The sequence below is a fragment of the Bacteroides sp. AF20-13LB genome, from assembly GCF_003603065.1.
Lineage (GTDB): Bacteria > Bacteroidota > Bacteroidia > Bacteroidales > Bacteroidaceae > Bacteroides > Bacteroides uniformis.
This window is the reverse complement of sequence record NZ_QTMH01000006.1, coordinates 22,082-42,849: the sequence shown is the minus strand read 5'-3', so window position 1 is coordinate 42,849 and position 20,768 is coordinate 22,082. Positions and strand designations below refer to the sequence as shown.

General features: G+C 47.4%; 18 protein-coding genes. 6 read left to right on the top strand and 12 right to left on the bottom strand.

The genetic code is table 11. The annotated features are described in order from the left end of the window. The first annotated feature begins 13 nt into the window (after positions 1-13). Positions 14-2,065: a cytochrome c biogenesis protein CcsA gene (gene ccsA / locus DWX62_RS08100; protein ID WP_120172706.1), complete on the top strand. Its 2,052-nt coding sequence runs from the start codon at positions 14-16 to the stop codon at positions 2,063-2,065. Between the two features lie 431 nt (positions 2,066-2,496). Here the strand turns inward: ccsA and DWX62_RS08095 are convergent, their stop codons facing one another. Together DWX62_RS08095 and DWX62_RS08090 are read right to left on the bottom strand one after the other, a co-directional pair. Continuing rightward, entirely contained in the window at positions 2,497-3,111 is a 615-nt protein-coding gene (locus DWX62_RS08095; protein WP_005823789.1) for a LuxR C-terminal-related transcriptional regulator, read from the bottom strand. After that, a complete protein-coding gene (locus DWX62_RS08090) occupies positions 3,101-3,805 on the bottom strand; it encodes a hemerythrin domain-containing protein (protein ID WP_008665531.1) in 705 nt (234 codons plus the stop codon). Before DWX62_RS08090 ends, DWX62_RS08095 begins: the two co-directional genes overlap by 11 nt. Before the next feature lie 210 nt (positions 3,806-4,015). Here DWX62_RS08090 and DWX62_RS08085 point away from each other — a divergent pair, with 210 nt between their 5' ends. The 5 genes from DWX62_RS08085 to DWX62_RS08065 all read left to right on the top strand — a co-directional run bounded on the left by DWX62_RS08085 (position 4,016) and on the right by DWX62_RS08065 (position 10,521). After that, positions 4,016-4,378: a BlaI/MecI/CopY family transcriptional regulator gene (locus DWX62_RS08085; RefSeq protein WP_005823785.1), complete on the top strand. Its 363-nt coding sequence runs from the start codon at positions 4,016-4,018 to the stop codon at positions 4,376-4,378. Positions 4,379-4,407: 29 nt separating this feature from the next. Next, entirely contained in the window at positions 4,408-6,273 is a 1,866-nt protein-coding gene (locus DWX62_RS08080; RefSeq protein WP_005823784.1) for a TlpA disulfide reductase family protein, read from the top strand. 43 nt (positions 6,274-6,316) lie between these two features. Continuing rightward, the gene (locus DWX62_RS08075) at positions 6,317-8,398 is read left to right on the top strand and encodes a M56 family metallopeptidase (RefSeq protein ID WP_120172705.1); all 2,082 of its coding nucleotides are present in this window, start codon (positions 6,317-6,319) and stop codon (positions 8,396-8,398) included. Positions 8,399-8,410: 12 nt separating this feature from the next. Continuing rightward, complete coding sequence (locus tag DWX62_RS08070) at positions 8,411-9,181, top strand: TlpA disulfide reductase family protein (protein ID WP_022401726.1); 771 nt, start codon at positions 8,411-8,413, stop codon at positions 9,179-9,181. A gap of 101 nt (positions 9,182-9,282) precedes the next feature. Continuing rightward, positions 9,283-10,521, top strand: coding sequence for a hypothetical protein (locus DWX62_RS08065; RefSeq protein WP_117887397.1), 1,239 nt, complete (start codon positions 9,283-9,285; stop codon positions 10,519-10,521). Here DWX62_RS08065 and miaA read toward each other — a convergent pair. The 10 genes from miaA to DWX62_RS08015 form a co-directional block, all read right to left on the bottom strand. Continuing rightward, positions 10,497-11,402 (bottom strand): tRNA (adenosine(37)-N6)-dimethylallyltransferase MiaA, encoded by a 906-nt coding sequence (gene miaA, locus DWX62_RS08060; RefSeq protein ID WP_005823716.1) that lies wholly within the window; start codon positions 11,400-11,402, stop codon positions 10,497-10,499. The genes DWX62_RS08065 and miaA overlap by 25 nt on opposite strands. 108 nt (positions 11,403-11,510) lie before the next feature. After that, on the bottom strand, positions 11,511-12,065 hold the full coding sequence (locus DWX62_RS08055) for a hypothetical protein (RefSeq protein WP_005823714.1): 555 nt from the start codon (positions 12,063-12,065) through the stop codon (positions 11,511-11,513). A 48-nt stretch (positions 12,066-12,113) separates the two neighbouring features. Next, positions 12,114-12,890, bottom strand: coding sequence for an acyl-ACP--UDP-N-acetylglucosamine O-acyltransferase (gene lpxA / locus DWX62_RS08050; protein WP_005823711.1), 777 nt, complete (start codon positions 12,888-12,890; stop codon positions 12,114-12,116). A 137-nt stretch (positions 12,891-13,027) separates the two neighbouring features. Continuing rightward, a complete protein-coding gene (locus DWX62_RS08045) occupies positions 13,028-14,413 on the bottom strand; it encodes a bifunctional UDP-3-O-[3-hydroxymyristoyl] N-acetylglucosamine deacetylase/3-hydroxyacyl-ACP dehydratase (RefSeq protein WP_005823709.1) in 1,386 nt (461 codons plus the stop codon). 3 nt (positions 14,414-14,416) lie between these two features. Further along, positions 14,417-15,457 carry a UDP-3-O-(3-hydroxymyristoyl)glucosamine N-acyltransferase gene (lpxD, locus tag DWX62_RS08040; protein WP_005835349.1) on the bottom strand — a complete coding sequence of 347 codons (1,041 nt, stop codon included), beginning with the start codon at positions 15,455-15,457 and terminating at the stop codon, positions 14,417-14,419. A gap of 84 nt (positions 15,458-15,541) precedes the next feature. After that, positions 15,542-16,768 carry an HD domain-containing protein gene (locus tag DWX62_RS08035; protein WP_120172704.1) on the bottom strand — a complete coding sequence of 409 codons (1,227 nt, stop codon included), beginning with the start codon at positions 16,766-16,768 and terminating at the stop codon, positions 15,542-15,544. Between the two features lie 6 nt (positions 16,769-16,774). Continuing rightward, complete coding sequence (pyrF, locus tag DWX62_RS08030) at positions 16,775-17,605, bottom strand: orotidine-5'-phosphate decarboxylase (protein ID WP_005835353.1); 831 nt, start codon at positions 17,603-17,605, stop codon at positions 16,775-16,777. A gap of 34 nt (positions 17,606-17,639) precedes the next feature. Next, a complete protein-coding gene (gene prfA, locus DWX62_RS08025; protein ID WP_120172703.1) occupies positions 17,640-18,752 on the bottom strand; it encodes a peptide chain release factor 1 in 1,113 nt (370 codons plus the stop codon). Positions 18,753-18,756: 4 nt separating this feature from the next. Beyond that, positions 18,757-19,926 carry an AIR synthase-related protein gene (locus DWX62_RS08020; RefSeq protein WP_120172702.1) on the bottom strand — a complete coding sequence of 390 codons (1,170 nt, stop codon included), beginning with the start codon at positions 19,924-19,926 and terminating at the stop codon, positions 18,757-18,759. Positions 19,927-20,038: 112 nt separating this feature from the next. Next, on the bottom strand, positions 20,039-20,620 hold the full coding sequence (locus DWX62_RS08015; protein ID WP_005835359.1) for a LemA family protein: 582 nt from the start codon (positions 20,618-20,620) through the stop codon (positions 20,039-20,041). Positions 20,621-20,768: the final 148 nt, after the last annotated feature.

The following is a 20,768-nucleotide window of genomic DNA, read 5'->3' as shown; positions in this document are numbered from 1 at the left end:
TGATAGCTCTTAATTGAAAAAGTTTCTCATAGCTGTTTATGGTTGTTTGCTGCTCTTACTTGCTGCAACTACGTTTGTAGAGCAGACATACAGTACGGATTTTGTAGAAAAGCATGTTTATCATACGATTTGGTTCTGTTGTTTGTGGGGAGCCCTTGCTGCGATGACTGTTGTTGTGCTTGTAAGACAGCGGTTGTGGCGGCGTCTCCCGACGTTGTTGTTGCATGGCTCCTTCCTCGTGATTTTGGCGGGAGCCATGACTACGTTTCTTTGTGGCCGAAAAGGATATGTGCATCTTACTGTCGGCAGTGAGGTGAACTGCTTTTTGGAACAAGACGGCAGGCAGGTTGTAGAGTTACCGTTCACCTTACGTCTGGACAGTTTCCGGATTGAGTACTATCCGGGTACGGATGCTCCTGCAGATTATATCAGCTATATTCACGGTGAGACGCCCGTCTCCATGAACCGTATTCTTTCACGGCAGGGGTTTCGCTTTTATCAGTCTTCCTTTGATGAGGATATGCAGGGGAGCTGGCTGGCAGTGAATTATGACCCGTGGGGGATAGGGATTACCTATAGTGGATACCTCTTGTTAGGTGTCTCCATGCTCTGGATGCTGGTCAGCCGGGGCGGAGAGTTCCGCAGGCTGCTGAGGCATCCGTTGTTGAAGAAGGGAGGAATGTTTGTTCTATTGTTGCTGTGTCTGGGAAGTGGGGTACATGCGCAGAAGAGAAGCCTTCCGGCACTGGCACGCAAGCAGGCGGATAGTCTTGCCCGTAAGCAGGTGATTTATAATGACCGTGTGGTTCCTTTCAATACCCTTGCGCGCGATTTTGTACTGAAACTGACGGGAAAATCGTCTTATGGAGGCATGACGCCGGAGCAGGTGATTGGCGGATGGCTTCTGCGTCCGGAGGTTTGGCAGAATGAGCCGATGATTTATATCAAAAACGAGGCACTCCGTCGCCTGCTTCATTTGGAGACACCCTATGCATGTCTGGCTGATTTGTTCGACGGTGAGAAGTATCGCTTGCAGAAGTTCTGGAAGGGGAAGCAAGACCATCATCAGAAAATGACTTCTCTGGAAAAGGCCATTGTAGAGGCGGATGAAAAGGTGGGACTGATTTTGATGCTCCAAAATGGTACATTGATTCGTCCTTTGCCGGAAGACGGGAGTGTGGAGCCTGTTTCCGATACTAAAATACAAGCCGAATTGCTGTATAACCGTATTCCTTTCAGCAAATTGCTGTTCATGTTCAACCTTACGGTGGGGATGCTGGCTTTCTTCCGTCTGCTGTATCGCGGCCTGCGCCGTTCGTCGGCATTGTCAGACTCTTCCGGTAGGATTGTAGCGCTCTCTTTCTCTTCGCGTTTGGCAGATACTTTTTTCCCGTTTTCTCTTTATGCGGCGTTTCTCTTTCAGCTCTTCGGGTATGGTCTGAGGTGGTACATCGGCGGGCGTATCCCGTTGGGTAATGGATACGAAACGATGCAGTTCATGGCATTGTGTGCGCTGTTCCTGGCTTGTCTGTTTCGGCGGCGCTTCCCGTTTATGGTGCCTTTCGGTTTTTTGCTGTCCGGTTTTGCCTTACTGGTGTCCTATTTGGGACAGATGAATCCCCAAATCACTCCCTTGATGCCCGTGCTCGTTTCTCCGTGGCTCAGTACGCATGTGTCGTTGATAATGATGTCTTATGCTTTGTTTGCCTTTATGATGCTGAACGGCATACTGGCATTGTGTCTTCGCCGTTCAGCCCGGATGTTGATGCTGCTCAGCCGATTGCTGCTTTATCCCGCCGTTTTCTTTTTGGGAGCCGGCATTTTTCTGGGTGCGGTTTGGGCCAATGCTTCTTGGGGGCGTTATTGGGCTTGGGACCCGAAGGAAGTATGGGCGCTGATTACCTTTATGGTTTATGGAGCGGCGTTCCATGCGCGCAGCCTGCGCATTTTCCGCAGTCCGTTATTCTTCCATATCTATATGATTGTTGCCTTTCTGACAGTCCTGATGACCTATTTCGGGGTGAACTACATCCTTGGAGGAATGCACAGCTATGCCAATGCCTGATTTGTGGGTGGTTCTACCTATTTATGATGACAGACTTGTTTTATTATACCTAATTTAAGTGATTGCGTACTGTCTGCCGATGCCTTATCTTTGCAACATCAGATTTGAATGAATTAGTTAGTCATAATTACGTAACCACTTTTATGAAGATAAAAGGATCCCCGCTTCCCGATGTGATATCGTGAAGCGGGGATTTGTGTATGGCGTGACGGATACTGTGGGTAAGGTTGGATAAGGATACTTGTGGGGCATAAAGAGTCATAGGATGGGGAGGGATGACATAGGGGATGAGCTTTGTCTTCAAGCACAAGATAAACCTTAATCAATAGGCAGAGGGCTTTTCCCGTATGGAGGAGCATACTTTTGCAAGGGATTCATCCGGTTTTTCCCTATAGGCCGCAGCGGGTAGGGAAACGGTTGCCGGAAGAATCTTATAGAGAGTCCTTGATGTCGCTCAATTCTACCAGCTTGTTGACAATAGCGTAGATGGTGAGCCCTGCCGGAGAATGTATCTGCAGTTTGCGTGCAATGTTACGGCGATGGGTAATGACGGTATGGATGGAGAGGTAGAGTTTGTCGGCGATGGCTTTGTTGGTCATGCCCTTCACAACGCAGGTGATGATTTCCTTTTCGCGCTGGCTCAGGGTTTCTTGTTCGCTGTCTTTTTCCTCTTCCTCCTCGGTGTGTAGCAAGTGGTTGATTTTGGAGGCGATGACATCTACGTCATCGCACATGGCGAAGTTCTCGTCATATTCCTTCAATATGTTGTTGTCGATGACGGAGCATACCATAGCAATGTACTTGATACCGGATTTTCCGTGTTCTGCCTTGAAGGCGGGCAGGTCGAACCAGCCACCGAAAGTGGGGTTGATGATGATAATGTCTGCCGGATGCATGTGAATGTAGTTCTGCAGCGATTCCGGAGAAGAAACCTCAATAGGGTGTGCATTCAAGTTGGGAATACGCTTCAAAACAGCCGTCAGGCCACTCCGGATGATGACCGAAGTTTCTGCAATGACAATCTTCAAAGAAGTATTATTGTTCATTTTTCAGTTTCCTTTCTATTTGCGCTACGGCGGGAACAAACATATAATCTTCTACCTGGCAGTGGGTGGCAAGGTCTTGTTCGCAGTTGAATATATCGAACAAGACCGCATTCAGGAGATTGTTGTTCTCCTTTTCCGGGTAGTATTTGATGATGATGTTCTTCAGCTCTTTCAGTTTGGTATCTATCTGATTATGTTTGCTGGCAAAAGTGGCAATGTTGTATTCATCCGATAGGTTGCCTTGGAGTAATTGCTCTACATAGGTGAATACGGCCTGGTTTTCATATTCCATGTGGCGGCGTACCTCCTTGGCATATTCATCGAAGAACTTCAGGATGAGGTAGGCTACATCGTTTGTACTGGAACAATCGATGGCTTCGATGAGTTTGCGGCGGATGGCCGGCAGGTTGAAGTCGAGGAAATATGTGTGGGCACGCTTCAGATAATCCATAAGGGCGGGAATGGAAAAATCACTTTCATTGCCGCTGTAAGAGTATTGTTCTTCGCTGATAAAGTTGGCTACGGCGAGGAATGTAGGGCAATCGACGCCTTGTGCTTCGCAGACGTCCTTCACGCTCTTGTCTCCGAATCCTAATGACAGTCCGAAGCGGCTCATCACCATTAATAAGGAGTAATTGTCACAGATGAGGTCGCTCATCTTGTCCGTGGAGCGGTACTTATGTTGCTCATTCATTGTATGTTATTGTTTTTAATTCTCTGATTCGTGCGCAAAGTAACGGCTTTTATCCGAGAACTGCAATCACTATTAGTAGGTATTTTGCTTGTCGGGAGACGGTTGGAGACTGGTGTTTGCCGAATAAACTAAAAGCTTTAGTTTTATTTAACGAGAGAAATTAGTTTTTGAACTAAATAATTTAGTTATTTGCGGAAAACAAAGAATGTTATGAAAGGATTGACTGCAAAAGAAGAAGAAATCATGGGCTTTTTCTGGGAAAAGGGACCCTTGTTTGTGAAGGAAATGCTGGCATTCTATGAAGAGCCGAAACCACATTTCAATACTTTGTCCACCATTGTGAGAGGATTGGAGGATAAGGGATTCCTGAGCCATCATACGTACGGCAACACGTATCAGTATTATGCGGTGGTCAGCGAGGAGGATTTTCGCAAGCGGACACTGAAGAACGTTATCAGCAAATATTTCAATAATTCCTATCTCAGCGCAGTGTCGTCTCTGGTGAAGGAAGAGGATATATCCCTGGAAGAACTGAAGCAGTTGATACAAGACGTGGAAAAGGGAAGGGACTGAGATTGTTGAGACTCTAATAACTCTGGCTTATGAAAAACATCGGATTGGTTTGTTTGCTGCTGGTAAGTATTTGCTGCGGATTGCAGGCAAAGAAAATCGTAAAGGTACCCTATTTCATGGCATGCAATACGCGTAGCATTGAAGTGGAGCAAGTGACGCTTGGAAAAGATACGACCTGGCTGGCGGTGAGGCTTTATGGCATGCAGGGCGATAGGGTCAGGATTGATTCGACAGCTGTGTTGCGGGCATCCGGAAAGGATTACGGATATTTGGGAAATACCGGTTTTGCCAGGGATGAATGGACGCATATTCCCGCTTCCGGTGAAATGACTGCTGTTTTGAAGTTTAGTCCGCTTCCGATGGATACTGAGAGCTTTGATTTTGTAGAGACACCGGACAGTGATGAAGGATGGGTAATTTATGGTATACAGCTCAACGGAGAGAAACCTCGGGTGGATATTCCCGAACGTTTGCGGAATAAGAAACCGGATGAGGTTTTGCCATTGCCCGGACCGGAATTGAATATGGGAAAGACTGTCATAAAGGGGCAGATATTGGGGTATAAACCGGAGTATGGAGTGACGTTACGCTACTATGACTCGCCTTGGTTCTTCATGTATTTCACCGGTAAGGACTTGAAGATAGCGGAGGATGGCACGTTCCGTTATGAGACAGAGGTGCTGTTGCCGAGCGGTGCTACGCTGTGGATATCCCGTTCGAAAATAGAATTGTTTCTCGTTCCGGGTGGAGAACTGGATGTCACAATCAATCTGCCTGAAATATTCTATTCGCAAAGCCGTCTTTTAAGCCGGAAAAGGGATGGTGTAACGGACAACTGTGTTTGGTTTGAAGGAGACTATGCCGGTCTGAATACCGAGTTGCTGCGGTTCGGTGAAATGAAAAGCTTATCGGGAGCTGATGATTTTTATGCAGATATTTGTGGGATGACTCCGCAGGCATATAAAAAGTATCTGTTCAGGCATTATGAAGATATGCAAAAGAAACTTGTAAAAAACAAGGATATGAGCCAGGCTTGCCGTACTTATATTCGGGCAAATCTGGATATGAATCTGTTCAGCCTTATCTATAATTACAAGAGTAACCTTAGTTATGCCCCGATGCTTTCGGGCAGGAAGGGGGTGAAAAGGGCGGACATGACGGTGGACAGTACCTCATACTTCAAGGAAATACTGCAACTGGATATTCTGCATACCCCCGAACAGAAATATTACAATTATTATACGGACTTTGTGAAGACCGCTACCGGAAATTTCCGGGATAAGTTTGTGCAAGACCCTCTTTGGCCGGACATGCTTCTTGCCGGGCGTGCTTCCCGTAATCTGAGCAAGTACATGCCTTTGACTGAGGAAGAGCGTCGGACGGTGGACAGCATCGCTTCTCCCGACCTCAGGCAATTGTTCCTGATGAGAAACGGGAGGATTGAAGCCGAACTGAAATCAGAGTTGGAAGCTACTAAGGGAAAGACCGGATATAAGATTGTTGAGGTGGAAAAGGAGGTAGCGGCAGACAGTTTGTTGCAGGTCATTACTCGTCCTTATCGTGGCAAGATGGTACTGGTGGATATGTGGAACACCTGGTGTGGTCCTTGTATGCGGGCCATGAAAAGCCTGAAACCGTTGAAAGAGGAGCTGAAAGAGGTGGTTTATCTATATATTGTCGACGAAACATCTCCTGAAGGAAAATGGAAAGTAATGATACCGGATATACCCGGTATTCACTGTCGCATTAGCAATGAGCAAAGTACGGCATTGGCAAAGCTGTACGAATATCCGGGTATCCCGACCTATTTCGTCGTGAACCGTGAAGGAGATATTTCCTACAAAGCAACCGGATTTCCCGGAGTGGAGATGCTACGGAATGAACTGACCAAGTAACTGTAAATAGTAAATCGTAAATCCCTAAATAGTAAATAATTCCATGGGTCTGTTTTTTGTTTATATACTCAAATCTTCTGTTTGCCTGGCGATATTCTATTTGTTTTATCGCTTGTTGCTGGCACGCGAGACGTTTCATCGTTTCAACCGTTTTTCATTGTTGGGCATTTTGCTGTTGTCCTGCCTATTGCCTTTGGTAGAGGTAAGTGTGAAGCAGGAGACGGAAGTGCACCAGACGATGCTGACATTGGAGCAGTTGCTGATGATGGCAGATGCAGTGAATGCCACTGAGGCCGGAGCAAGGGCTGAAACGGCAACAGTCACCTGGATACAAGTGGCGCTGCTTGTCTATCTGGCAGGAATCGTTTTCTTTGCCTTCCGCAACGTATATTCGTTGGTACGGTTACTGATGTTGCTGAAATCGGGTAAAAAAGAGGATATCGGCAGCTACTTACCGGGCAGGAAAGAGCGCGTTACTTTGATTGTACACAACTGTGACATCGCTCCGTTCAGTTGGATGGGATATATTGTCATTTCACGGAAAGACTTGGAGGAGAACGGACGGGAAATCCTTATCCACGAGCTTGCCCATATCCATAACCGCCATTCCTGGGACTTGCTGGTGGCTGATGTCTGCATTTTCTTTCAGTGGTTCAATCCGGCATCATGGCTCCTGAAGCAGGAATTGCAGAATATCCATGAGTTTGAAGCGGATGAAACGGTGATAAAGGAGGGTGTGGATGCAAAACAGTATCAACTATTATTAATAAAAAAAGCTGTCGGCACAAGGCTCTACTCTATGGCCAACAGCTTTAATCACAGTAAACTTAAAAAACGTATCACTATGATGTTAAAAGAAAAATCAAGCCCGTGGGCACGTTTGAAGTATCTTTATGTACTTCCGGTAGCTGCCATTGCAGTGACAGCTTTTGCCCGTCCCGAAGTCTCCGATAAAGTGGAGAAGATTTCAAGCGTCAAAGTTAACGATTTGGCTGCAATTGTAGAAACAAAAGTGGCGGAAAGTGCAGGTGACACTACGAAGCCTGCCGATGTGAAGTATGTACCGGCGGAAGTCCGCAAGCAGTTGAAGGGAACTTCGGTCTTCGAGGTGGCAGAGGAGATGCCGGAATTTCCCGGCGGCGGAATGAGTGCTTTCATGGATTATATCAAGACGAATATGCGTTATCCGGCATCTGCCAAAGAGAACGGTACGCAGGGACGGGTCACTGTCCAGTTTGTGGTGGATGAAGATGGAAGCATCAAGGACTCCAAGGTGCTCCGTTCTGTGGATAAGGATATGGATGCCGAGGCGCTGCGATTGATAAACACTATGCCGAAGTGGAAGCCGGGGAGACAGAAGGGGCAGCCGGTGGCTGTGAAATTTACGGTGCCGGTGATGTTCAGGCTGGACGACGACAAACTTGAAAAAACTTCTTCTGCCAATGGTATTACAGTTGAAGGATATGCAGGTAATGGGAAAGAGCCATTGTATATTGTGGATGGAAAAGAGGTGACGCCATCTGTCATGAGTGCATTGAATCCTGATAAGATAGAACGTGTAACGGTTTTGAAAGATAAATCTGCCACGGATTTATATGGAGAAGAGGGACAGAATGGCGTTGTTCTGATAACCCTGAAACAAGGAACTCCGGGTATGGTTATCCGCCGGGGTAATGAGGTGGCAGAGAATGCTAAAGTACAGCATAAGAGTAGTCTTGATTTAATAAAGACTGTCTATATTGATGGAGAAAAGGTTGACTTGGGTGCTAAAACTATCGATGATTTAATACCTGCCGAGAATATTGAGGGCATTGAGGTGAAGAAAGAGGCAGGTGGAAAAGGTGAGATTTACATCACTACTAAAAAAACTAAAGCTGTAGAAAAGACCATTGCCAAAGGCAATATGAAAGTGGAAGGCAAAGTGGTGGATGAGCAGGGTGAGCCTGTTATCGGTGCGGCTGTTCTGATAGAAGGTACCACTACGGGAAGCGTTACCGATGTCAATGGCAATTTTGTCCTTTCTGTACCTTCTAAGGATGCTGTATTGGTTGTTTCGTATATAGGCATGGCTACCGGCAAAGTGAAGGTGCAGCCCAAGCTTACGATTACGCTGAAAAGTGAATAGTCTCTAACAACTATGATAAGGAAAATTCTCTCTTTGTTTCTGATTCTGGTAGCTGTGGGGGCAGGGCTTTGCTCTGCCCAGACAGCCGGTAAGAAATATTATTTGGTGGGCGGGCTTTTCTTCGAAGGCATGCCGCCTGGTGTGGGTTCGGACAACGTGGCGGCTTTCATAATACATGAGGACGGCGCGAGACACGAGGTTACGGAACTCCGCTTGCGCAAGGGCATTGTGCTGTCTGAGGAGGTGAGAGAATATGCTACTCCTGCCGACGAGGTGCCTGGTGCGGAAGCTTTCTTGATGAGTTACCGTGGAGGAACGGGGAAGAAGTTGCCGATAGGCGGTGCCGTACAGACTTTGAAGAAGGAAGAATGGATAGGAAAGGCTTTTCCGGAATTCAAAGTGAAAGACACAGAAGGACAGGAATGGAGCAAGGCCGATGTGACGGGACGTCCTATGGTCTTGAACTTCTGGTATACCGGCTGTGGTCCTTGTATCCGTGAAATGTCGGAGCTGAACAAATGGATAGAAGTCTATCCTGATGTAACCTATCTTGCTACGACTTTTGACAGTGCTGTACAAATAAAGAAAATTGTAGAGAGCCGTCCTTTCCTCTTTACCCAGATAGCCGATGACTTGTTTTTCTTCGAGACCTTTCATGTGAGTGGTATGCCGGTCACTATACTGGTGGATAAGAAAGGCATTATCCGTCATATAGAACAAGGTACTGGAACTGCGAAACTTCGGTATATGCAGGATAAGTTGCAGAAACTTGTCAGCGAATAATTCTTTCCTGATGAATAGGGGATAAGGATTTCAGAGGATTTCTTTTGCCCTTTCACAGATTATCATACCTTTGCGAATATAAATCTAAGGAAGGCAAGGTTATGATAAAACATCTTTTTTTAATATGGGGACTGCTTGCGGCACTCACTGCTGAGCCGGTTCTGGCTTGTACATCTGCCGTCGTTTCTGGAAAGGTTACTCCTGACGGCCGTCCGTTGCTATGGAAAAACCGTGATACGGACTATCTGCGAAATCATGTTGCTTATATAAAAGGGGAGAAGTATAACTTCATTGCCGATGTGAATAGTGCTAACTTTCCTGCCTTGAAAGAGGCATGGATGGGTACAAACTCCGTTGGTTTTGCCTTGATGAACACCCAATCCTACAATCTGGTGGAAGTGAAAGATGGGGAAGAACGGGGGGCAGCCAACGGGAGGATTATCTACCGTGCCTTGGAGGTTTGTGCCACGGTGGAGGATTTCTGCCATTTCCTCGATACCATTTCCAAGCCCAGCTTGATAGAGGCCAATTTTGGCGTAATCGACGCTCAAGGCGCTGCCGCCATGTTTGAGGTGGATTATTATAAATATACGATGTATGATGCCAATAATCCCAAAGATGCTCCTTACGGCTACATTGCCCGTACCAACTTCTCTTTTGCCGGTGAAGTGAATCGGGGGGCGGGTTATGTGCGCTATATGGAGGCAGACCGGGTACTGATGAGAGCTTCTGCAATGGGGGGAATTACGCCGCAGGGTATCTTCAATGATCTTTCACGTTCGTTTCGCAATGGCATGCTCGATATTGATTTGAAGAGCGGGAAGTTTAATCGCCCGCAAGGTTCCGGTTGGTTTGTCGACCAGGATTTTATTCCCCGTAACAGCACTTCTTGTTCCATTGTGGTGCAGGGCGTAAAACCGGGTGAGAAGGCGGAACTTACTACGATGTGGACAATGCTGGGATATCCTCCTACGGGTATTGCCGTGCCGCTTTGGGTGAAGGATGCGGATAGACTTCTGCCTCCGATGGTATGTTGGGACAAGGCGTGTGTCGCCGCTCCGCTCAGTGATTGGTCACTCCGGCTTTCCAACAATGTCTTTTGTTACAATCAGGGGATGGGAACCAATCGTTATCTGAATTGGGAAAAACTGTACAATATGGAGAATAATGGCTATATGCAGCAGCTTGTTACGGTAGAGGCAGAGGTGTTTCGCCGTACATGCCTATTGTTGGACAGCTGGAGACAGCAAGGAAGCATTGATTCTCAAGAAATGCAGAAGCTTTATCAAGATGTGGAAGCACTTGTCCGAAAGGCTTATACGCCTTTGATGGAACAATGACAGTATTCCAGTATTTCCCCTTCCTGCTCCGGGTGGAACCAGTGGATTTCCTCGTCTCGTTTGAACCAGGTCATTTGCTTACGGGAATAGATGCGTGAGTTCTGCTTTATCTTTTCGATGGCAAAGGGTAATGTCCATTCACCATCCAGGTACTTGAATATTTCTTTGTAGCCTACTGTATTTAGGGAATTTAGACTTTTATGCGGGTAGACCATGCGCGCTTCTTCCACTAAACCCTCTTCCACCATTTGGTCCACCCGGCAGTTGATGCGTTCATAAAGCTCTTCCCGGTTACGTGTTAATCCTATTTTGATGATACGGAAGGGGCGTTCTTTCTTTTGTTGAGTGCGGAAGGAAGTGTAGGCCTTTCCCGTCATGTAGCAGATTTCCAAAGCATGGACTACGCGTTTGGGATTCTTCAAATCTACTATTTTGTAATATTCCGGATCCAACAGCTTAAGTTCCGCACAAAGTCTTTCCAGACCTTCTGTTTCGTATTTGTGCAGCATGAGCTGGCGTGTATCGGCATCTACGGTCGGAATGTCGTCAATTCCTTTACAGACTGCATCTACATACATCATTGAGCCTCCGGTCAGCAGTACGGTGTTATGCTTTGTAAACAGGTCTTCCAGCAGCTTCATCACTTCCGCTTCGTATTGGGCGGCACTGTAATAGTCTGTCAGCTTCAGGGTACCGACGAAGTGATGCTGTACCCGTTGCAGTTGCTCCGGTGTAGGGGCAGCCGTGCCTATCTTTAAATCTGCATAGAGTTGTCTCGAATCGGCCGAGACGATACAAGTATGGAAATGTTCTGCCAATCGGAGGCTGAGCTCTGTTTTGCCTACTCCGGTGGGACCGATAAGTACGATTAGGGTGTGCATGCGGGTAAAAAAATAGGCACGGATTACGCGGATTACACGGAATATTCAATAACAACCGTGTGTTTCCGTGTAATCCGTGCCTAAAAGAAATCTGTATGGTATGTCTGTTTAATATTTCTCTTCTTCAAAGGAGTTTCCGGCTTCGTCCAAACCGCCGAAACCCTCTTTGTCGAAATCTTCCATATCGAAGTCCTGGTCGCCGTAAAAGTTTTCGTCCAAATCAAGGGAACCGCCAGCAGCTGCCATCTCTTCAAAATCAATGGTCTGCTTGGGAGCTTCACCTGCCTTCTTGGTGCATTTGGCTCCTTTCATTTCCTTTCCGGTAATGATTTCAGAAAGCTCGATGAAGAAGCAGCGCTCAGTCATATAATCGAATACATAGAGAAGTTTCTGCTTCTCGTCTTCAACCAGTTCGCTCAACTGGGTCTCTTTCATCACCCAACTGTCCATTTCCGGATTGTCATCCATTTCTTCCAGCGTAATTTCTTTCTCTTTCTCCCAGTCATCATCGCAAATGAAGAAAGAAGTCATCTGGTCGTTAGTGTAGCCTGCCGACTTTAGAATCGCTTCATGGAAGTCATAAAAGGTAGCTTCCGGGTCTATCTGTATTTCTCTGACAAAATCGTCCACCTCATCAGAGATGATTGTAAATCTGTAGATCATGATGATTTATAATTTATGATTTCTGACTTTGTGTAAATCATACGTTTTTCATTTTCCTGCGGGGATAATGCCGCGGGCTGATTCACGTATAAAGTTTACGATATAGCTTATTTCCGGTGTCATTTCCATTTCATCCTCGATTTTCTTCAAGGCATCCGTATTGTTCAGACCGCCTTGATAGATAATACGATAGGCATCATGGATTTTCTCAATGGTCTCGTTGGAGAAGCCACGGCGGCGTAACCCTACCACATTGATTCCCGCATAGCAGATAGGCTCGCGTCCGGCAATGATGTACGGCGGGATGTCCTTGCTGAAACGGCATCCGCCTTGTATCATTCCATAACCGCCCACATGGCAGAATTGGTGCATCAGTACATTGGCACTGATGATGGAATAATCGTCGATGACAATTTCACCCGCCATTTTTGTAGAGTTGCCAATGATACAGCTGTTGCCTATCAGAGCATCGTGGGCCACGTGTACACTTTCCATCAGGAGATTGTTGTTGCCGACGATGGTTCTGCCTTTGGCAGCTGTACCGCGGTTGACAGTTACGTTTTCACGTATGATATTGTTGTCTCCGATTTCAGCAGTGCTTTCCTCCCCTCTGAACTTTAAATCCTGGGGAATGGCACCGATAACGGCTCCCGGGAAAATGGTGTTTCCATTGCCGATGCGTGCACCATACAGAATGTTGACATTTGCCATAATCTTGTTGTTATCACCGATTACCACATTCTTGTCAATGAAAACAAAAGGAGCAATCTCTACGTTTTCCCCGATTTTGGCTTCGGGATGAATATACGCTAAGGGACTTATCATATTATTTACGATTTAGCTATTTACGATTTACGATTGAGAATACTTGCGATTTACTGTATATACGATTTTATCCGAATGTGATAATTCTCACGAGTAATTTGAATCGTAAATCGTAAATAGTCTAATCGTAAATTTTATTATTTGTTCTTAACTATTTGCGCCATAAACTCTGCTTCGCAGACAACTTTTTCGCCTACAAACACATAGCCTTTCATGGTAGAGATGCCGCGGCGTATGGGGGCCATCAGCTCTACACGGAAGATGAGGGTATCTCCAGGTACCACTTTCTGGCGGAATTTCACACCGTCAATCTTCATGAAGTAGGTGGAGTAACGTTCCGGTTCATCCACTGAATTCAGTACAAGCAAACCTCCCGTCTGTGCCATTGCCTCTATCTGCAACACACCGGGCATTACGGGTTCCTGCGGGAAGTGTCCCTGAAAGAAAGGTTCGTTGGAAGTTACGTTCTTGACACCTACAATGTAGTTGGCACCTATTTCTATGACTTTGTCCACCAATTGCATCGGGTAACGGTGAGGCAGAAGTTCGCGGATGCGGTTTACATCCATAATCGGTTCGCGGTTGCAGTCGTAGGTAGGGGCTTGTATTTCGTGCAAACGGATTTCCTTGCGCATCTGGCGGGCGAACTTATTGTTGATAGTGTGTCCCGGGCGGGTAGCGATGATACGGCCCTTGATGGGCTTGCCTATCAAGGCCAGGTCACCGATGACATCAAGTAACTTGTGGCGGGCGCATTCATTGGGCCACACCAAAGGTTTGTGGTTGATATATCCCAATTGTTTGGCGTCCATATGAGGAACACCCATCACGTCGGCCAGCTTGTCATAGTTCTCCTGGGACATTTCGCGTTCGTAAATAACAATCGCATTGTCAAGGTCGCCGCCCTTGATAAGACCGGCTTGCAGCAACGGCTCAATTTCGCGTACAAACACGAAAGTACGGCTTGCGGCGATTTCATCCTTGAACTTCGTCATGTCCTCCAGCGTTGCAAACTGGTTGGGGAGGATGTTGGAATCGTATGATACCAATACATTCAAGCTGAAGTTCTCGTCCGGCAACACGATGATGGAAGAGCCAGTTGTTTCGTCACGGAATTCAATTTTGGACTTGATGATATAGAAATCTTTTACGGCATTTTGTTCTACAGTGCCTACGCGCTCTATTTCGTTGACATAATATTGGGCGCTTCCGTCCAGAATGGGAAATTCCGGTCCGTTTACCTGTATCAAGCAGTTATCGATACCCAATGCATAGAGGGCTGCCATACCATGCTCCACTGTGCTCACCTTTACTCCGTTTTTGGAGATTACAGTTCCACGGGTAGTTTCGGATACGTTGTCTGCAACGGCATCGAAGGTAGGCTGTCCTTCCAAGTCAATACGTTGGATTTTGTATCCATGGTTATCCGGAGCAGGATTGAAAGTAACGGTTAGGTCAAGTCCCGTATGAAGACCTTTTCCACTAAGCGAAAAGCTATCTTTTAGAGTCTTTTGTTTTAACATTGGTTACTTATTTAATTGTTGTTTAAGTTCATTCAATTCTTTGCGGAGCTGGCGCAGTTCCACTTGCATTTCCGGCAAACTTCTTTGTGCGATGGATGCCTTGAAATATTGTTTCAGCTCCATAGGAGGGGTACCGATAAGCTGGCTACCGTCCTTTATGCTACTGGGAACACCAGACTGTGCGCCAAGGTTCACTTTGTTGCCAATATGAATATGACCTGCAATGCCTACCTGCCCGCCGAACATGCACCATTCTCCTATCTTGGTAGAACCTGCTACACCTACTTGCGCCGCCATTACGGTGTGGGAGCCTATTTCATCATTGTGTGCCACCTGAATCAAATTATCCAGTTTCACACCGCTATGTACGATGGTGGCTCCCATAGTAGCACGGTCCACACACGTGTTGGCACCGATTTCCACATGGTCTTCCAGGATAGTGATACCTATTTGCGGTATTTTTTCATAGCCCTCGGAAGTGGGGGCGAAGCCGAAACCGTCTGCACCGATAACGCAACCGGAGTGCAGGATGCAGTGGTTTCCTACTCGGCAATCGTGGTAGATGGTGGAGTTAGCGTAAATAATACAGTCATTGCCCACTTTGGCACCGCTGCCAATCGTGACGTGCGGATGAATGACCGTATTGTCTCCCACCTCTGCGTATTCGCCAATGCAGGCAAAAGGCGCAATGTAAACATCCTTGCCAATTTTAGCTGTCTCGGCAACAAAGGCCAGAGAGTCAATTCCCACCCGCTTTGGCTTGCTTTGCTCATAAAGATTTAGCAATTTAGCAAGACTTTCATACGCATTGTCCACTTTAATCAGGGTGGCTTTCACTTCTTGTTCCGGAACAAAGTCCTTGTTTACCAGAACAATGCTTGATTGGGTTTCGTATATGTAGGGGGTATATTTGGGGTTGGATAGAAAGGAGATGGCTCCCGGTATTCCCTCTTCGATTTTCGCAAAGGTGTGAACGGTAGCATTCTCGTCTCCAACAATTTCTCCTTGGATAAATGTTGCAATTTGTTTAGCAGAGAACTCCATGTCTTATTCTTGTTAGATGGTTTCAAAACGCAAATAACGGACTTTTTTTTTATATTTCCTTGTCCTGAGGTGAATATTTTATACTTATCTATGCAAACGTTGGTAGCATAAGTAGTACTTTTTTACTTTCTTGGACAGAAGAGAGATATTGAGCATATCCGATGCTTCGGCAATATTCTTGATGCTGCCGTCGTTGTAGAGGATGTCAATACTGTCATCTGCCTCGTCGTACATATTCTTCTCGATGCTGGGGGTAGAGATGAAATATCTCGCTTCGGAGAGAGGGATGTTCAGTTGTTCACTGATTTGCAAAGTTAGTTCTTTTTTCCGTTCCTCACTAATAGGTTCGGTAGAAATCTCGACTTTGAAGATGTTTCGGTTAATCATGCTGGCGCTCAGGGTGGACAAAACCTTGTCCGAATGGCGGCTCCATACCTTGAGGGCAGTCCAGATGTCATTATCGTCCAACTGAATGAAATTCTCCAAACATTCGGGATTGTTGTAGAATGCCTCCCGGCTGATGTCGTTGTATAGAAAGAATTTCAAGGCGGGTGAGGCAAAGAGGTCTATGCCGCGACTTGCCAGTTCCTTGGCGCGGAGCAGGGTGCTAATCAGCATTTTCTCGTAGGCAACGGAGGTTTTGTGCAGATAGACTTGCCAGTACATCAGGCGGCGGGCGGTGAGGAAGTTCTCAATAGAATAGATGCCTTTGGACTCTACTACCAGGTGGTCATCCTTTACATCCAGCATCTTGATAATGCGGGCGGAGCCAATGTTGCCTTCGGTCACTCCGGTATAGAAGCTGTCGCGGCGCAGGTAGTCCAGGCGGTCCATATCCAGTTGCCCGCTTACCAGTTGGTGCAGGAAGCGCTTGGGGTATTCATCCTTGAAAATTTGAATGGCGAGTGTCAACTGTCCGTTCATTTCCTTGTTGATACGTTCCATCAGCATCAAGGAGATGTCTTCGTGGGAGACGCCCTGCACGATGGTATTTTCCAGTACGTGGGAGAAGGGTCCGTGGCCGATGTCGTGCATCAGGATAGCGGCTTCCACAGCTTCGGCTTCGCTGTCGAAGATAAAGTTTCCTTTGGTGGCAAGTTGCTGGATGGCCTCACTCATTAGGTAGAAGGCTCCCAAAGAGTGTTGGAACCGTGTATGCTGCGCACCGGGATATACGACAGAGGACAACCCCAGTTGCTTGATACGGTTTAGACGTTGCAAAAGGGGATGTCGTACAACATCGTACAACAACCCCTTTGGTATGTTGATGAACCCGAAGACAGGGTCGTTGATAATCTTTCTTTCGAACATTAAGCGTTAGTCGTTAATCACTTTTTTCAACTCTTCCGCCATCTGTGCCTGCACTTCTTGGGCTGCTTTTCGGCTGGCGGCGGCGAAGTTCTCTGTCTTGTCCACGTAGATGATGCCACGGCTGGAGTTGACAATCAGGCCGCAAGTCTTGTTCATGCCATACTTGCAGACTTCTTCCAGGGAGCCGCCTTGTGCGCCTACGCCGGGAACCAATAGGAAGTGTTCGGGAACAATCTTGCGGATATCTTCGAAGGCGCGGCCTTGTGTGGCGCCTACTACGTACATCATCTGTTCGTCACTGGCCCACTCCTGGGATTTGCGGAGCACTTTTTCGAAGAGGCGTTCGCCGTTGGTGTCTTCCGTCAGCTGGAAGTCGTGCGAGCCTTTGTTACTGGTCAACGCAAGCAGGATTACCCATTTGCCTTCGTACGTAAGGAACGGGGTCACACTGTCTTCGCCCATGTAGGGAGCTACGGTTACGGAATCTATATCCAGCTCTTCGAAGAAGGTACGGGCATACATGGCAGAGGTGTTCCCGATGTCACCGCGTTTGGCGTCGGCGATGATGAATTGGTCGGGATAGTTCTGCTTGATGTAGTTTACGGTTTTCTCGAAAGCTATCCAGCCTTTCACGCCCATGCTCTCATAAAATGCCAGATTGGGCTTGTAGGCGATGCAGAGGTCGGCAGTAGCGTCGATGATGGCTTTGTTGAAAGCGAATATAGGGTCTTCCTCTTTCAGAAGATGTTCGGGTATTTTCTTGATGTCGGTGTCAAGACCTACGCAAAGGAATGACTTCTTGCGCTTGATGTTCTCGAATAATTGCTGTTTGTTCATATTATTTTTTAGTTACGGGTTACTTATCACTGCCTTACAGTTCGCTCTCTTTCAGTCTTTCTGCATTTTCCGCCACAATCAGGTGGTCGATGCAGTCTTGGATGTCTCCGTCCATGAAGGCGGCGAGATTGTAGATGGTGTAGTTGATGCGGTGGTCCGTGATGCGTCCTTGCGGATAGTTGTAGGTGCGTATCTTGGCGGAGCGGTCGCCAGTACTGACCATCGTCTTACGCTTGGAGGCGATGTCGTCGATGTACTTCTGGTGTTCCTTGTCGTAGATGAAGGTACGCAAGCGCGAGAGGGCGCGTTCCTTGTTCTTGGGCTGGTCGCGCGTCTCGGTACATTCGATGAGGATTTCTTCGACTATGCCTGTGTTGGGATTTTTCCAGTTGTAGCGCAGGCGCACGCCGGATTCCACCTTGTTCACGTTCTGACCGCCGGCACCACCGCTTCGGAAGGTGTCCCACTTGATTTCACCTTCGTTGATAACTACGTCGAACTCTTCGGCTTCGGGAAGCACGGCTACGCTGGCAGCTGAGGTGTGTACCCGTCCTTGCGTTTCTGTGGCCGGTACGCGCTGCACGCGGTGCACGCCCGATTCATATTTCAGTGTGCCGTATACATTGTCGCCCGTCACGGAGCAGACAATTTCCTTGAAACCGCCGGCTGCACCTTCGTTGGCGCTGGATATCTCCATTCTCCATCCCTTGGATTCGCAGTACTTGGTGTACATGCGGAAGAGGTCGCCGGCAAAGATTGCCGCTTCGTCACCACCCGTGCCGCCACGAATTTCGAGGATGGCATTACGGCTGTCCTGCGGGTCGGCGGGGACAAGCAGCAGCTTTATCTGCTCTTCCAGTTCCGGTTGGCGGTTTTGGCAGGCATCCAGCTCTTCGCGTGCCATTTCGCGCATCTCCTGGTCTGTTTCGTTGGCGATGATTTCTTTGGCTTCTTCTATGCCACGCAGTACTTGCATGTACTCTTTGCGGGCATTCATCAGGTCGCCCAGTTCTTTATATTCTTTGGTGAGCTTGACGTAACGCTTCTGGTCCGCAATCACTGCCGGGTCTGTAATCAAGGTCGACACTTCTTCGAAGCGGGCGACAAGCCCTTCCAGCTTTTCGAGTATGGTATTGTTGTCTGCCATATATTTAATACTTGAACTCTCCGAATTCACTCTTGATAATCAGTTCTTTCTTGTCGCTTTCTTCCACGCGGCCTATAATCTGTGCATCGATGTTGAAACTCTTCGAAATAGCAATCACCTCTTCTGCATGTTCGGGAGAGAGGTACACTTCCAGGCGATGTCCCATATTGAACACCTTGTACATTTCGCTCCAGTCCGTATCGCTCTGCTCCTTGATGGTCTTGAACAACGGTGGAACGGGGAAGAGATTGTCTTTGATGACACGGCAGTTGTCTCCCACAAAGTGCAGTACCTTGGTTTGTGCGCCGCCCGAGCAGTGTACCATACCGTGGATTTGGGGACGGAGCGCATCGAGCAGTTTCTTTACTACCGGTGCGTAGGTGCGGGTAGGGGAAAGTACCAGCTTTCCTGCATCCAGCGGACTGTCTTCGACACTGTCTGTCAGTTTTAGCTTGCCACTGTATACCAGTTCTTCGGGTACAGCCTTGTCATAGCTTTCAGGGTATTTCTCTGCCAGGTATTTGGAGAATACATCGTGGCGTGCGCTGGTCAGTCCGTTACTGCCCATACCGCCATTGTATTCTTTCTCATAAGTAGCCTTTCCGTAAGATGCCAGACCAACAATCACATCGCCCGGACGGATATTGGCATTGTCTATAACATCTGAGCGCTTCATGCGGCAGGTCACTGTCGAGTCTACGATAATGGTACGTACAAGGTCGCCCACGTCGGCTGTTTCGCCACCGGTGGCATAAACGCCTACGCCCATCTCGCGGAGTTCGGCAAGCAGTTCGTCCGTACCGTTGATGATGGCTGAAATTACTTCGCCGGGGATGAGAAGTTTATTACGTCCGATGGTAGAGGATACCAGAATGTTGTCTACCGCACCCACACAAAGCAGGTCGTCGATGTTCATAATCAGTGCATCTTGTGCAATGCCTTTCCACACACCCAGGTCGCCGGTTTCCTTCCAGTACATATAGGCAAGACTGGATTTGGTGCCTGCTCCATCGGCATGCATAATGTTGCAATACTCCGGGTTACCGCCCAAAATGTCGGGGATAATTTTGCAGAAAGCCTGCGGGAAAATACCTTTGTCGATGTTCTTGATGGCGTTGTGCACATCTTCCTTAGATGCGCTGACGCCTCGCATCATGTATCGTTGATTACTCATGAGATAATAGGTTTGTTCAATTGAATGTGCAAAGATACATCTAATCTTCTACAACACAAAGCGAGGCACAAAGTTTCTCGCCTTTGTGCCTCGCTATAGAGTTGTGTATTTATCAGAATTGTACCTGGGGAGCTTGTTCCGCTCCTTCTGCCGCTTCGAAATAAGCTCGTTTCTCAAAACCGAAGAGACCGGCAAGGATATTTTTGGGGAAACGGCGAATGGCTGTATTGAAGTTCTTGGCTGCATTGTTGAAGTTGGTCCGTGCTACGTTGATACGGTTTTCCGTACCTTCCAGCTGTGCCTGCAGTTCCAAGAAATTCTGATTTGCTTTCAAGTCCGGATAGTTTTCTGTGATGGCAAGCAATTTACCGAGGGCAGAAGTCACCGCACCTTGTGCTTTCTGATATTCAGCCAGCTTTTCCGGAGTAAGGTCTGCAGCATCCACTTTGATTTGAGTGGCTTTGCTGCGGGCTTCTACTACACCTTCCAGTGTTTCCTTCTCGTGCGTGGCATATCCTTTCACGGTATTCACCAAGTTCGGAATCAGGTCGGCACGGCGTTGGTATTGGGTTTCTACGTTCGACCATTGTCCGCTGACATTTTCGTCCATGGTTACGAGTCCGTTATAGCCGGTTACACCCCAAATGGCGAGAAGAGCTATAACAACGATAATGATAATGGTTGATTTCTTCATACTTTTCATTTTTAGGCCTCACCTCCGATTCCTCTCCGATAGAGAGAGGGGAGGAGGGGAAGGCAGTTATTAATCATTTAATTATATTCTATGTAAACGTTTTATTTTCTTCCAGTATCCTCGAAGGTGTGTCAAAACGGTTGATGGC

What these genes read in the sequence shown, in the direction of transcription:
- DWX62_RS08095 (WP_005823789.1), bottom strand. Translation starts at nt 3,111, where the DNA reads ATGAACAATAATACTTCTTTGAAGATTGTCATTGCAGAAACTTCGGTC.
- DWX62_RS08090 (WP_008665531.1), bottom strand. Translation starts at nt 3,805, where the DNA reads ATGAATGAGCAACATAAGTACCGCTCCACGGACAAGATGAGCGACCTC.
- DWX62_RS08085 (WP_005823785.1), top strand. Translation starts at nt 4,016, where the DNA reads ATGAAAGGATTGACTGCAAAAGAAGAAGAAATCATGGGCTTTTTCTGG.
- DWX62_RS08080 (WP_005823784.1), top strand. Translation starts at nt 4,408, where the DNA reads ATGAAAAACATCGGATTGGTTTGTTTGCTGCTGGTAAGTATTTGCTGC.
- DWX62_RS08075 (WP_120172705.1), top strand. Translation starts at nt 6,317, where the DNA reads ATGGGTCTGTTTTTTGTTTATATACTCAAATCTTCTGTTTGCCTGGCG.
- DWX62_RS08070 (WP_022401726.1), top strand. Translation starts at nt 8,411, where the DNA reads ATGATAAGGAAAATTCTCTCTTTGTTTCTGATTCTGGTAGCTGTGGGG.
- DWX62_RS08065 (WP_117887397.1), top strand. Translation starts at nt 9,283, where the DNA reads ATGATAAAACATCTTTTTTTAATATGGGGACTGCTTGCGGCACTCACT.
- miaA (WP_005823716.1), bottom strand. Translation starts at nt 11,402, where the DNA reads ATGCACACCCTAATCGTACTTATCGGTCCCACCGGAGTAGGCAAAACA.
- DWX62_RS08055 (WP_005823714.1), bottom strand. Translation starts at nt 12,065, where the DNA reads ATGATCTACAGATTTACAATCATCTCTGATGAGGTGGACGATTTTGTC.
- lpxA (WP_005823711.1), bottom strand. Translation starts at nt 12,890, where the DNA reads ATGATAAGTCCCTTAGCGTATATTCATCCCGAAGCCAAAATCGGGGAA.
- DWX62_RS08045 (WP_005823709.1), bottom strand. Translation starts at nt 14,413, where the DNA reads ATGTTAAAACAAAAGACTCTAAAAGATAGCTTTTCGCTTAGTGGAAAA.
- lpxD (WP_005835349.1), bottom strand. Translation starts at nt 15,457, where the DNA reads ATGGAGTTCTCTGCTAAACAAATTGCAACATTTATCCAAGGAGAAATT.
- DWX62_RS08035 (WP_120172704.1), bottom strand. Translation starts at nt 16,768, where the DNA reads ATGTTCGAAAGAAAGATTATCAACGACCCTGTCTTCGGGTTCATCAAC.
- pyrF (WP_005835353.1), bottom strand. Translation starts at nt 17,605, where the DNA reads ATGAACAAACAGCAATTATTCGAGAACATCAAGCGCAAGAAGTCATTC.
- prfA (WP_120172703.1), bottom strand. Translation starts at nt 18,752, where the DNA reads ATGGCAGACAACAATACCATACTCGAAAAGCTGGAAGGGCTTGTCGCC.
- DWX62_RS08020 (WP_120172702.1), bottom strand. Translation starts at nt 19,926, where the DNA reads ATGAGTAATCAACGATACATGATGCGAGGCGTCAGCGCATCTAAGGAA.
- DWX62_RS08015 (WP_005835359.1), bottom strand. Translation starts at nt 20,620, where the DNA reads ATGAAGAAATCAACCATTATCATTATCGTTGTTATAGCTCTTCTCGCC.